Here is a 12,519-nt window from a genome sequence, read left to right on the forward strand (position 1 = left end):
GCGCGGCGGCCGCCGCGATGTGTGGCTGCGCGAATGCATGCAACGTGCACCAGCATGCGCACGCGAGTGCGTGGGGCGGTGCATTGCCGACGTCGGACGCGAAGGGCTTCTGGGGCGCGTTTGGCTGCTCCTGCTGGGCGATCTGACATGACGACGCGTACCATCTATGGCAGCCCGGCGTGGATCCGCGCGCTACTGTCGCAGCCGTGGGTCCTGCCGCTCGCGCGTCTCGCGCTGGTGTCCGCCTTTCTGCTCGGCGGGGTCGCGAAGGCGCTCGACTTCGACGGCGCGGTCGCGGAGCAGGCGCATTTCGGCCTGCATCCGGCCGCGTTGTGGGCGGCGCTGGCGATCGTGGTCGAGATCGCCGGCTCGCTGTGCGTGGTGTTTCGCCGCTTCACGTGGCTCGGCGCCGGGAGCCTCGGCATGCTGACGCTCGTCGCGATGGTCGTGGCGAACGATTTCTGGAACCGCTCGGGCGCCGAACATTTCATGGCGCTCAACAGCTTTTTCGAGCATCTTGGGCTGATCGCGGCACTTGTGCTCGCGACCGTGCTCGACGATGCGCGGCAACCGGCCGGCGACGGCCGCGCGTGACCGGGGTTTCCCGGGCCGTTGCACCATTTGATGAAACAACAAGGATATCCGTTATGAGAACCCTTCGTTCCGTGTTGATGGCGCTTGCGCTTGCCACCGGCCTCGTCGCCGCGCCCGGTGGCGTGTTCGCGAAACCGCCGGTGCCGCCCGCAGTCGCGCCGACGGTGGCCGTCGGTCCGCAGTACGACACCACGCACGTGTGTGTCGCGCCGGAAGACTTCGACCGCTTCACCGACAGTTTCGTCGCGACGTTCGGCGGCAAGAAATCGAAGCAGGGCGTGTTCCAGGTCACGCCGACGCCGAGCCAGACGATGTCGCAGCTCGTGCTGACGCCGGTCGGCACGATCTCGGTGTTCGGCTTCAAGACGCCGGTCCCGTATCCGTTCTGCGCGGAGCGCACCGGCTATCTCGTCACCGACATGGACGTCGCGGTGAAGTCGGCGCGCGAGCACGGCGCCGACGTGATCGTCGACACGTTCCCCGATCCGATCGGCCGCGATGCGGTCATTACGTGGACGGGCGGCGTGAACATGCAGCTCTACTGGCACACCCAGGCGCCGCACTACGACGCTTTGCAGACCATCCCCGAGAATCGGGTCTACGTGTCGCCGCAAAGCGTACGCAAGTTCGTGCACGATTTCGTCAAGTTCTCGAAAGGCAAGGTGGTGTCCGACAACCTGAAGGCGCCGGGCATCGAGATCGGCCGGCCGAACGACACGTATCGCCGGATTCGCATCGAATCGGGCTTCGGCAAGATGACCGTGCTCGTGACGGACGGCCACCTGCCTTACCCGTACGGGCGCGAGATGACGGGCTACGACGTGCCGGACCTGGCCGCCACGCTGGAGAAGGCCAAGGCGGCGGGTGTGACCGTGCTCGTACCGCCGTACAGCGCGGACGGCCGCGACGCGGCACTCGTGCAGTTCCCGGGCGGCTACGTCGCCGAAATCCACGCGAGCGCAGCGCGATGAAGCACGAAGACACGATCCTTGCCGCGGTGGCCGGCTTCGTCGATACGCTGAGCTTCGTCGCGCTGTTCGGGCTGTTCACCGCACACGTGACGGGCAACTTCGTGCTGATCGGCGCGGGCATCGCGGGCTTCGGCCAGGGTGTCGTGCTGAAGCTCAGCGTGTTTCCCGCGTTCGTGTGCGGCGTGATCGCGGCGAGCCTGATCGCGCGGTCGATGTCCGGGCGGCCTGCCTGGCAGGGCACGCGCGCGCTGCACGCGGTGCAGGCCGTGCTGCTGCTCGGCTTCTGCGCGGCCGGCGTGTGGGCGACGCCCGTCACGCAGCCCGACAGCCTGCCGGCGCTCGTGGCCGGCATCGTCGGCACGTTCGCGATGGGCGTGCAGAACGCGCATCCGCGCGTGATTTCGCGCGCGGGCGGCGTGCCGAACACGGTGATGACGGGCAACGTGACGCAGGCGATCCTCGACGTCGTCGACCTGCTGTCGGCCGGCACGGCCGACGCCGCACGCGCGGCGGCGCGGGCGCGCTTCGGCAAGATGCTGCCGGCGATCGTCGCGTTCGCGCTCGGCGCGGCGTGCGGTGCGCTCGGGTTCCGCTACGTCGGATTCCTGGCGCTGCTCGCACCGGTCGGCGCGCTCGCGACGCTTGCACTGTGTGCGGCGCAAGCGGCCGCACCCGCCGCGCAGGAGCGCGCATGATCGCGCGGGGGCAGCGCAGACGCGACGCCCGCGGCTTCGAACGGGCCGCGCGCCTGTCGGTCGTCGCGGCGCTGTTGTGCGCGGGCGCCGACGCGGCGGTCGCGGAAACGGCGGCTGAAACGACATCGACATCGACGCAAGGACCGGCGCAGCCTTCGGCTGCGTCGTCGGTTTCGGCCTCGACGCCGGCAGCGACCCAGACGGCCACCGCCGCATCGACGTGCACGACCAAACGCCCGACGGTGCTGTTCAACCGCTGGCAGGAGGACTGGTCGGTGCTCGCGAATCCGTGCGTGCCGCGCGCGCCGCTCGACGGGCTGAAATACATTCCGCTCGGCAACGATCCGGCCTCCTATCTATCGCTCGGCGTGAACCTGCGCGAGCGGCTGGAGACCAACGACGCGCCGCTGTTCGGAATCGGCTCCGCGCAATCGGACACGTACCTGATCCAGCGCGTCGAAGTGCATGCCGATGCGCATCTCGGCCAGCACTGGCAGTTCTTCGCGCAGTTGCAGGACGCGCGCGCGTTCGGCAAGAACACGGTGTCGCCCGTCGACAAGAACCCGCTCGATCTCGAACAGGCGTTCGCGACCTACACGGGCGCGCTCGGCGGCGGCACGTTCAAGTTCCGCGTCGGCCGGCAGGAGATGGCGTTCGACCTGCAGCGCTTCATCGCCACGCGCGACGGCCCGAACGTGCGGCAGGCGTTCGATGCGGTCTGGGCCGATTACGAATACGGGAAATGGCGCTTCATCGGCTACGCGACGCAACCGGTGCAGAACCGCAACGCGTCCGATTTCGACGACGTGTCCAATCGCGGTCTCACCTTCAGCGGCGTGCGCTTCGAGCGGCAGTCGGTCGGGCCGGGCGACCTGTCCGGCTACTGGTCGCGCTACAACCGCCGCAACGCGCGTTTCCTCGATGCGAGCGGCGCCGAGCATCGCGATGTGTGGGACGTTCGCTACACGGGCACGCAGGGCCGTTTCGACTGGGATCTCGAGACGATGCTGCAGACCGGGACGGTCGGCAACGACACGATCGGTGCGTGGGCCGTCGGCTCGATCGCGGGCTACAAGCTCGATGCGCCGTGGTCGCCGCGCGTCGCGTTGCAGATCGATGCGGCCTCGGGCGACCGGCATCCGCACGACGGCCGCGTCGGCACCTTCAATCCGCTGTTTCCGAACGGCTATTACTTCACGCTGGCCGGCTACACGAGCTATGCGAACCTGATCCACGTGAAGCCGTCCGTGACGCTGAAGCCGTCGGCGAACCTGTCGCTGCTGGGCGCGCTGGGTTTCCAGTGGCGCGAGACGACCGGCGACGCCGTCTATCAGCAGCCGAACATTCCGGTGCCCGGCACGGCAGGCAAGGGCGGCCGCTGGACGGGGATGTACGTGCAGCTGCGCGCGGACTGGACGATTGCCGCGAACCTGATCGGCGCCGTCGAGGCCGTGCACTTCCAGGTCGGCGACGCGATCCGGCAGGCGGGCGGACACAACGCGGACTACGTCGGCGTCGAGCTGAAGTACGGCTGGTGACGCGGCCGCGCGGCAACGCGCGCGCATGAAAAACACCCCAAAGGCTGGATTCGCATCCGGCTTTTGGGGTGCAGGTCGCCGCGGGTCGCCCTTCGTTCGTCCGGGCCGGCCGCGCGGCCGGCCCGTTCGCGGTGATGCCGTTACAGGTTCGGCGACAGCGTGAGCGCGTTCGTCAGGTCGCCCATCGGCTGCGCGCCGTTCGCCTTCAGCGCGTCGTCGCGCTGCTGCAGGCCCGGCAGGCGCGGCAGCGAGAAGCGGCGCGTGATGAGACGCAGGATCGAACCCGTGTCGTACTGCGTGTGGTCCACGAAACCCTTCTTCGCGTACGGCGACACGATCAGCGCCGGAATCCGCGTGCCCGGACCCCAGCGATCGGCGGTCGGCGGCGCGGCATGATCCCAGAAGCCGCCGTTCTCGTCGTACGTGACGACGACGACCATGTTCTTCCACTGCGGGCTTGCCTGCAGGTGCGCGATCACGTCGGCGATGTGCTGGTCGCCGGAGGTGACGTCCGTGTAGCCAGGGTGCTCGTTCAGGTTGCCTTGCGGCTTGTAGAACGTGACCTGCGGCAGCGTGCCCGCGTCGATCGCCTTGATGAACTCGGCGCCGTTCGCGCCGCCGTCGAGCAGGTGCTGCGCGCGGTTCGCGGTGCCCGGCGCCTGGTTCGCGAAGTAGTTGAACGGCTGGTGGTGCGGCTGGAAGTTCGGCGTCGACAGGTCGGCGCCGTAGATCACGTTCGACGTGCCGTTCTGGCTTGCCTGCAGCGCCTGGCCCCACGCGCCGCCGTACCATGCCCACGACACGCCCGCGTTGGTCATCAGGTCGCCGATGTTGGTCGCGGTCTGCGGCGGCATCGTCGACGGATTGGCCGGATCGGCGAGCAGCGGATCGCCGCCCGTGGCTGCCTTGTTGCCGCTCGGCTGATACGGCGGCTGCATCGTGTTGACCGCGAAGAAGTCGGGCGTGATCGCGCCGTCGTTGACGAACTTCGGCGGGCCGCTGAGCGCGGACGCGGGCGAGTTCGTCGCAACCTTCAGCGACTTGCCGTCCGCGTTCAACACGGCGATCTTGCCGGCCGCGGGGCTCGTGTTCGCGTTCGCGTAGAACGGCGCGCACGCGCAGATCAGGTACTGGTGGTTCAGGAACGAGCCGCCGAACGCGCCCATGAAGAAGTTGTCGGCGAGCACGTACTGCTGCGCGATCTTCCACAGCGGCAGCTTCGACGGATCCGGCGTGTAGTGGCCCATCGTCAGGCCGCCCGCATCGGTCCATGCGGCGTACATGTCGTTCTTGCCGCCGTTGATCTGCATCTGGTCCTGATAGAAGCGGTGCACGATGTCGCGCGTCGCGATGCTCATCGACTGGTTGAAGCCCTTCGGATCGTCGATCGCGAACGGCGCGTTCGGCAGGTTCGCCGTCATCGCTTCGGTAACCGCGGGCGTGATGCCGGTCGCGGTCAGGCCGCCCCAGATCTTCGGCAGCGTCGCCATCGTCGAGCCGTCGCGATCCTTCTGCACCGAGTTCGCCGCCGTCGCGTTCTGCAGGCCGTTCGCGCCGGGGAAGTTGCCGTACAGGTTGTCGAAGCTGCGGTTTTCCGCGTAGATCACGACGACGTTCTTGACGGCCGACAGGCCTTGCTGCGTGACATCGTCGCCGCCGCAGGCGGTCAGGCTGAGCGCGGCCGCGAGGGCGATCGGCGTGTAACGAATCCAGGCGTGCTTCTTCATGCGATGTTCTCTCTTTCGTCGTGTGTCGCGTGTGGGAATCGCGGTGGTGTCGGGCCGGCGCAGGAACCTTCGGACAGCTGCCGGCTGCGCGCATTATCTGGAACCGATTTGACAGCCGGGTGTAGGGGCGCTTTCAAATGACTGTCGGTCGAACGTCATGCGGCGGTCACGGAACTGACATAAGCTCCGGCCGATTGCCCACCGCTACAAGAAGAACGACGATGCACAGCCTTCTGAAATCCTTCGCGTCCGCGCGATCGCTGATCCCTGCCGCGGCGGCGCTGGCGCTGGTCGGCGGGCTCGCGGCGCTCGCCGGTTGCGATGCGCGCCCCGGTGCCGATGCATCGGCCGCCGCCATCGTGCCGGCGGCACAGGCCGCACCGGCCGCTCCGGCGGTCGCGCCGGCCAGCCAGCCGCAGACGCGCGCACAGGTATTCGAGGGCGTGAAGCAGATGACGGCGCTCGGCAAGCAGTTGTTCTTCGATCCGTCGCTGTCGGGGTCCGGCAAGCTCGCGTGCGCGTCGTGCCATAGCGCCGAGCATGCGTTCGGGCCGCCGAACGCGCTGTCGGCACAACTCGGCGGCGACGACATGCACAGCACGGGCTTTCGTGCGGTGCCGTCGCTGAAGTACCTGCGCGGCATTCCGCCGTTCAGCGAGCACTTCCACGATTCGCCGGACGAAGGTGACGAAAGCATCGATGCGGGCCCGACCGGCGGGCTGACCTGGGATGGCCGGGTCGATACGCGCGATGCGCAGGCGCGCATTCCGCTCACGTCGCCCTTCGAAATGAGCAGTTCGCCGGCGCGGGTTGCGAAGGCGGTTCGCGCCGCGCCGTATGCCGACGCGTTCCGCAAGGCGTTCGGCGATCAGGTTCTCGGCAACGACCAGGCGACGTTCGGCGCGGTGCTGCGCGCGCTCGACGCATTCCAGCAGCAGCCGGCGCTGTTCGATCCGTACACGAGCAAGTACGACGCCTATCTGGCCGGACACGCGCAGCTCACGCCCGCGGAGCTGCGCGGGCTGCAGCTGTTCAACGACGAGAAGAAGGGCAACTGCGCGAGCTGCCACGTGAGCCAGCGCACGCTCGAAGGCGGCCCGCCGCAGTTCAGCGATTTCGGCCTGATCGCGATCGCGGTGCCGCGCAACCGCACGCTGCCGGTCAATCGCGATCCGCGCTTTTACGACCTCGGCGCGTGCGGCCCCGAGCGCACCGACCTGAAGGGCCGCGACGAATTCTGCGGGCTGTTCCGCACGCCGTCGCTGCGCAACGTCGCGCTGCGCAAGACGTTCTTCCACAACGGCGTGTACCACTCGCTCGAGGACGTGATGCGCTTCTACGCCGAGCGTGACATCCATCCGGAGAAGTTCTATCCGGTCGTGCACGGCAAGGTGCAGGTCTACGACGACCTGCCGAAGCGCTACTGGCCGAACATCAACCGCGAGCCGCCGTTCGACCGCAAGCGCGGCGACGCGCCCGCGCTGAACGCGGCCGAGATCAAGGACGTGATCGCGTTCCTGAACACGCTGACCGACGGATATCAACCGGCAGCCGCGTCGGCGGCCCGCTAGACGACGTTCCTGGCGGCACGCATGCTATGCTCGCTGGCTGACGGGCGTGGCGCGTGCCGGTTCGCCGGCCGCCGGAGTGCCGGCCGCGCGCCATGCCGTTCGATCGAACATCCAAGGAGAACAACACATGTCGATGCGTGCATCCCTTTCCGTCGTCACGCGCGTGCTGGCCGGCGCCGCGTGCGCAGCCGCGATGCTGCCTGCCTACGCACAGAGCAACCTGGGCTTCCTGAACGACACGCCGCTCGCCTACTTCAGCAAGACCGACCGTGCGTCGCTGGCCAAGGCCGTGGCGCAGGTGCGCGACGAAGGCAAGGACGGCGAGACCACGACCTGGCAGAGCAGCGGCCGCGGCACGCAGATCGATGCGAAGCTCACGCCGTCGACGTCCGAGAACGACGGCAAGACCTGCCGCGAGATCGCCACCGACATTTCCGCGAAGGGCCAGACGCTGACGCTCAAGCCCGTCTATTGCAAGACCGCCACGGGCAAGTGGCAGCTGCAGAAGCGCTGAGCGCGCGTGCAATGAAGCGCAGCGGTGCGTCGCGCACGGTGTCGTGCGGCGTCGTGATTCTCGACGGGGCCGGCCGCGTATTCCTCGCGCACGCGACGGACACCACGCACTGGGACATCCCGAAGGGGCAGGGCGAGCCCGGCGAATCGCCGGTCGACGCGGCGCTGCGGGAGCTGCGCGAGGAAACCGGCATCGAGTTCGCGCCGGCGCGGCTGCTCGATCTCGGCCGCTTCGCCTACCGTCACGACAAGGACTTGCACCTGTTCGCGGTGCAGGTCACGAACGACGAGATCGATCCCGCGCGCTGCACGTGCACGTCGCTGTTCCCGAGCCGTCGCGACGGCTCGCTGATTCCCGAGATGGACGCGTATCGCTGGACCGCGCCCGGCGACGTCGACGCGTATGCAAGCCGCAGCCTCGCGCGGCTGTTTCGCACGACGCTGTCGCTCGCGGATCTGCATCGGCGGTTGGCGAGCGCGTGAGCGCGGCGGCCGGCGCAGCCGCGCTTGCGCGCACGCAATAAAAAACGGCCCGAAGGCCGTTTTTTTTCATCCTGCGGCGGGCGGTGCGAGGCCGCCGCGCCGCGCGCGGCGCAGGCCGTCAGGCCGGCTTGCCCCAGCTGTCGCGCAGCCCGACGATCCGGTTGAACACGGGCTTGCCTGGCTTCGAATCGACGCGGTCGGCGACGAAATAGCCGTGACGCTCGAACTGCAGGCGCGTTTCCGGCGCGACGTCGCCGGCGCCCGGCTCGACGTAGGCCTGCGTGACCTTCTTCGAGTCCGGGTTCAGCGCCTCGAGGAAGTTCGCGCCGCCCGCGTCCGGGTGCGGCGCCTTGAACAGCCGGTCGTAGATCCGCACTTCGGCCGCCTGCGCGTGCTTCGCGCTGACCCAGTGGATGTTGCCCTTGACCTTGTAGTTGTTCGCGCCTTCGGTGCCCGACTTGCTGTCCGGGAAGTAGTTGCAGTGCACGGCCGTCACGTTGCCGTCGGCGTCCTTGTCGAAGCCCGTGCATTCGATCACGTAGCCGTAGCGCAGGCGCACCTTGTTGCCCGGGAACAGGCGGAAATAGCCCTTCGGCGGGTTCTCGACGAAGTCCTCGCGCTCGATCCACAGCTCGCGCGAGATCGGGAAGGTGCGCACGCCGCGGTCGGGGTGGTGCGGGTGCACGGGCGCCGTGCACGCTTCTTCCTGGCCTTCCGGATAGTTGTCGATCACGAGCTTCAGCGGATCGAGCACGGCGACCGAGCGCGGTGCCTTGTCGTCGAGGTCGTCGCGCAGCGCGCCTTCGAACACGCTCATGTCGATCCACGAATCGACCTTCGTCACGCCGATCCGCTCGCAGAACAGGTGGATGCTCTCCGGCGTGAAGCCGCGGCGGCGGATGCCGACGATCGTCGGCATGCGCGGGTCGTCCCAGCCTTCGACGTGACCTTCGGTGACGAGCTGCAGCAGCTTGCGCTTGCTGGTGATCGCGTACGTGAGGTTCAGGCGCGAGAATTCGATCTGTTGCGGCAGCGGGCGCGTGAACACGCCGGCTTCCGCGAGTTCGTTCAGCACCCAGTCGTACAGCGGGCGGTGATCCTCGAATTCGAGCGTGCACAGCGAATGCGTGATGCCTTCGAGCGCATCCGAGATGCAGTGCGTGTAGTCGTACATCGGATACACGCACCATGCGTCGCCGGTACGGTAGTGATGCGCGTAGCGGATCCGGTAGATCACCGGGTCGCGCATGTTCATGTTCGGCGACGCCATGTCGATCTTCGCGCGCAGCACGTGCTCGCCTTCCTTGAACTCGCCGGCCTTCATCCGGCGGAACAGGTCGAGGTTTTCCTCGGGCGAGCGGTCGCGGAACGGCGACGGCTTGCCGCCTTCGGTCAGCGAGCCGCGGTTCGCGCGCATTTCCTCGGCGCTCTGGCTGTCGACGTACGCCTTGCCGCGCTGGATCAGCAGCTCGGCGAATTCGTACAGCTTGTCGTAGTAGTCGCTCGCGAAATACTGGTGATCGACCGCGTCCTTGCGCCAGTCGAAGCCGAGCCAGCGCACGGCGTCGACGATCGAGTCGACGTATTCGACGCTTTCCTTTTCCGGGTTCGTGTCGTCGAAGCGCAGGTGGCACACGCCGCCGTAGTCGCGCGCGACGCTGAAGTTCAGGCAGATGCTCTTGGCATGGCCGATGTGCAGATAGCCGTTCGGCTCGGGCGGAAAGCGCGTCTCGACGCGGCCGCTCCATTTGCCGGTGCGGTTGTCGTCGTCGATGATGTTGCGGATGAAATTGGAAGCCGCGGGGGCGTCGTTGCGTTCGGTGCTCATGCGGTTGGCGTCAGGTTGTGTCGGCGCGTCGCGCCGGTTTAATCCCGTAATTCTACCTGACCGGGGTCCGTCCCGCGCGGGTTGCGGCGTCGGCAGGGCGGTTCGCGCTGCCGATCGCAATATCTCGATAGTGTGTCGGCTGTAACACGACGTAAATCGGATTGCCCCCCGCATTCGGCTTTTCCTATGATGGCTTCACCGAATCAATGCCGCCATTCGCAGTTTTTGCGGGGCGGGAGGAAGCCAACAATCATGATGAAGAAGACCACTTTTCTCGTTCGTACCGCGGTAATCGTCGCGGCCCTGTCGCAGCTCGGCGCATGCGCGATGACGCACACGCAGCGTAACGCCGGGATCGGCGCGGCAGCGGGCGGCGCGCTCGGCTACCTGATCACGGGCGGCCCGGTCGGCACGGTCGCCGGCGCCGCGGCAGGCGGCCTCGTCGGCGCCGGCGTGCGCTGACCGAAGCCGGCGCGCGTGAGCGCCGGCCGGTCGCGTGCGCAGCGCGACCGATTCATACACCGCACATCCATTCCGCGATTCGACAGGCAGCATCAGGGAGGAGCGGGTGTGCGACACTTCGTCGACGTTACATAAAACGACTTCATGCGTCGACGAACCTTCCATGAGCGATTCTCTCGTTTTCGTGCTGCCGGGCTACGGCAACTCCGGCCCGTTCCACTGGCAAAGCCGCTGGGAGCGCGCCGACGCGCGTTTCGTACGCATCGCGATGCCCGACTGGGACCGTGCGTTCCGCAACGGCTGGTGTCTCGCGCTCGATCGTGCGGTCGAAGCCGCGCCGGGCCCCGTGACGATCGCCGCGCACAGCCTCGGCACGCTGACCACCGCGTGGTGGGCGACCCGTTACGCGCGGCCGGCCGCGCTCGAGAAAGTGCGCGGCGCGCTGCTCGTCGCTTTGCCCGATCCGGCCGGGCCGGCGTTTCCGGCCGATGCGCACGGTTTCGGGCCGGTGCCGCACGAGCGGCTGCCGTTTCCGACCTGCGTGGTTGCGAGCAGCGACGATCCGTACGGCTCGCTCGCGTTCGCGCGCGGCTGCGCGCACGCGTGGGGCAGCGCGTTTCATGACCTCGGCCCGCGCGGCCACATCAACGCGGACAGCGGGCTCGGCGACTGGCCGCAGGGGCGCGGCTGGCTCGACGCGCTGGCGCGCTAGCGTCGGGTCGATCGATTCGACGCCGGCCGTCCGGCTGGCGCCCGGGCCGCGCCTGCGGTCGCCCCGCGCTGGCAGCAGGTGCGCGAGCGCGCAACGGCACGCCTGCGCGCGCCCGCCCGCTCAAATCGCCTGCTTCGCCTTCAACGCGGCGATCCGCACATCGTCGTAGCCGAGCATGTCGCGCAGCACGTCTTCCGTCTGCGCGCCCAGCAGCGGCGGGGCGGTGCGCGCATCGGGCGGCGTCGCGCTCATCCGGATCGGATTGCGCACGAGCTTCACGTCCGCGCCGCACGGGTGCGGCAGCGACACCTGCATTCCGCGCGCGACCACCTGTTCGTTGTCGAACACCTCGTCGAGTTCGTTGATCGGCCCGCACGGCACGCCGGCCGCTTCGAGCACGGCGATCCAGTCGGCCTTGCCGCGCGCCTTCACCATCTCCGCGAGGATCGGCACCAGCGTGTCGCGGTGGCGCACGCGCGACGGATTCGTCGCGAACCGTTCGTCGTCGGCCAGCTCGGGCCGCCCGCCGGCCTCGACGAACTTGCGGAACTGCCCGTCGTTGCCGACCGCGACGATGATCCAGCCGTCGCTCGTCTGGAACGTCTGGTAAGGCACGATGTTCGGGTGCGCGTTGCCCCAGCGCACCGGCGGCTTGCCGCTCGCGAGGAAGTTGGTGTTCATGTTCGCGAGCAGCGCGACCTGCACGTCGAGCAGCGCCATGTCGATGTACTGGCCTTCGCCCGTGCGATCGCGGTGCGCGAGCGCGGCGAGCACCGCGATCGTCGAATAGAGGCCCGTCGCGAGATCGGCGATCGCCACGCCGGCTTTTTGCGGCCCGCCGCCCGGCTCGCTGTCGCGCTCGCCGGTGATGCTCATGAAGCCGCCGATCCCCTGGACGATGAAGTCGTAGCCCGCGCGGTGCGCGTACGGGCCCGTCTGGCCGAACCCGGTGACCGAGCAGTAGACGAGATCGGGCTTCACCGCGCGCAGCGATTCGTAATCGAGCCCGTATTTCTTCAGCTGGCCGACCTTGTAGTTCTCGAGCACGACGTCGCTCTGCGCGGCGAGCTCGCGCACGATCTGCTGGCCTTCCGGCGTCGCGATGTCGACCGTCACCGAGCGCTTGTTGCGGTTCGCCGCGAGGTAGTACGCGGCCTCGGCCGTATCGGCGCCGGTCGCGTCCTTCAGGTACGGCGGCCCCCAGTGGCGCGTGTCGTCGCCGGCGCCGGGGCGCTCGACCTTGATCACGTCCGCGCCGAAATCGGCAAGCGTCTGCGCGCACCACGGGCCCGCGAGCACGCGGGTGAGGTCCAGCACGCGGATATGGCTCAGGGCACCCATCGTCGAATCGTCTCCTTTCATGGCTCGCCCGGCCCGAGGCAAGGCGGATTGGCATGCCGAGCATCTTAAGGCGAATCGGCCGCG

General features: G+C 68.2%; 12 protein-coding genes. 9 read left to right on the forward strand and 3 right to left on the reverse strand.

The features are described from left to right. Positions 1-147: 147 nt before the first annotated feature. From DIE02_RS28500 to DIE02_RS28515, 4 genes are read left to right on the forward strand one after another with little or no spacing between them, the layout of a single operon-like run. Positions 148-594, forward strand: a complete 447-nt coding sequence (locus DIE02_RS28500) for a DoxX family protein (RefSeq protein WP_124488932.1) — start codon at positions 148-150, stop codon at positions 592-594. Positions 595-647: 53 nt separating this feature from the next. Then, a complete protein-coding gene (locus tag DIE02_RS28505) occupies positions 648-1,565 on the forward strand; it encodes a VOC family protein (protein WP_124488933.1) in 918 nt (305 codons plus the stop codon). After that, a complete protein-coding gene (locus DIE02_RS28510; RefSeq protein WP_044846118.1) occupies positions 1,562-2,260 on the forward strand; it encodes a YoaK family protein in 699 nt (232 codons plus the stop codon). Before DIE02_RS28505 ends, DIE02_RS28510 begins: the two co-directional genes overlap by 4 nt. Further along, entirely contained in the window at positions 2,257-3,798 is a 1,542-nt protein-coding gene (locus DIE02_RS28515) for an alginate export family protein (protein ID WP_124488934.1), read from the forward strand. The genes DIE02_RS28510 and DIE02_RS28515 overlap by 4 nt, the downstream gene beginning before the upstream one ends. Before the next feature lie 140 nt (positions 3,799-3,938). Here the strand turns inward: DIE02_RS28515 and DIE02_RS28520 are convergent, their stop codons facing one another. Continuing rightward, entirely contained in the window at positions 3,939-5,525 is a 1,587-nt protein-coding gene (locus tag DIE02_RS28520) for an acid phosphatase (RefSeq protein WP_185500317.1), read from the reverse strand. Positions 5,526-5,746: 221 nt separating this feature from the next. On the opposite strand from DIE02_RS28520, the gene DIE02_RS28525 reads away from it, so the two are divergent. From DIE02_RS28525 to DIE02_RS28535, 3 genes are all read left to right on the forward strand, one after another. Next, entirely contained in the window at positions 5,747-7,096 is a 1,350-nt protein-coding gene (locus DIE02_RS28525; RefSeq protein ID WP_124488936.1) for a cytochrome-c peroxidase, read from the forward strand. Between the two features lie 127 nt (positions 7,097-7,223). After that, positions 7,224-7,610, forward strand: coding sequence for a hypothetical protein (locus DIE02_RS28530; protein WP_044846115.1), 387 nt, complete (start codon positions 7,224-7,226; stop codon positions 7,608-7,610). A gap of 11 nt (positions 7,611-7,621) precedes the next feature. Then, positions 7,622-8,092 (forward strand): NUDIX hydrolase, encoded by a 471-nt coding sequence (locus DIE02_RS28535; RefSeq protein WP_124488937.1) that lies wholly within the window; start codon positions 7,622-7,624, stop codon positions 8,090-8,092. Between the two features lie 118 nt (positions 8,093-8,210). On the opposite strand, the gene DIE02_RS28540 is transcribed toward DIE02_RS28535, so the two are convergent. Continuing rightward, positions 8,211-9,920, reverse strand: coding sequence for a glutamine--tRNA ligase/YqeY domain fusion protein (locus tag DIE02_RS28540; protein ID WP_044846114.1), 1,710 nt, complete (start codon positions 9,918-9,920; stop codon positions 8,211-8,213). Between the two features lie 252 nt (positions 9,921-10,172). Here DIE02_RS28540 and DIE02_RS28545 point away from each other — a divergent pair, with 252 nt between their 5' ends. Continuing rightward, positions 10,173-10,382, forward strand: a complete 210-nt coding sequence (locus tag DIE02_RS28545) for an ornithine acetyltransferase (RefSeq protein ID WP_006497729.1) — start codon at positions 10,173-10,175, stop codon at positions 10,380-10,382. Positions 10,383-10,545: 163 nt separating this feature from the next. Beyond that, positions 10,546-11,094, forward strand: coding sequence for an alpha/beta hydrolase (locus DIE02_RS28550; protein WP_124488938.1), 549 nt, complete (start codon positions 10,546-10,548; stop codon positions 11,092-11,094). Between the two features lie 120 nt (positions 11,095-11,214). On the opposite strand, the gene DIE02_RS28555 is transcribed toward DIE02_RS28550, so the two are convergent. Beyond that, complete coding sequence (locus DIE02_RS28555) at positions 11,215-12,435, reverse strand: CaiB/BaiF CoA-transferase family protein (protein ID WP_124523014.1); 1,221 nt, start codon at positions 12,433-12,435, stop codon at positions 11,215-11,217. Positions 12,436-12,519 lie beyond the last annotated feature (84 nt).

This window comes from Burkholderia sp. Bp8991 (assembly GCF_003853795.1).
Classification (GTDB): Bacteria; Pseudomonadota; Gammaproteobacteria; order Burkholderiales; family Burkholderiaceae; genus Burkholderia.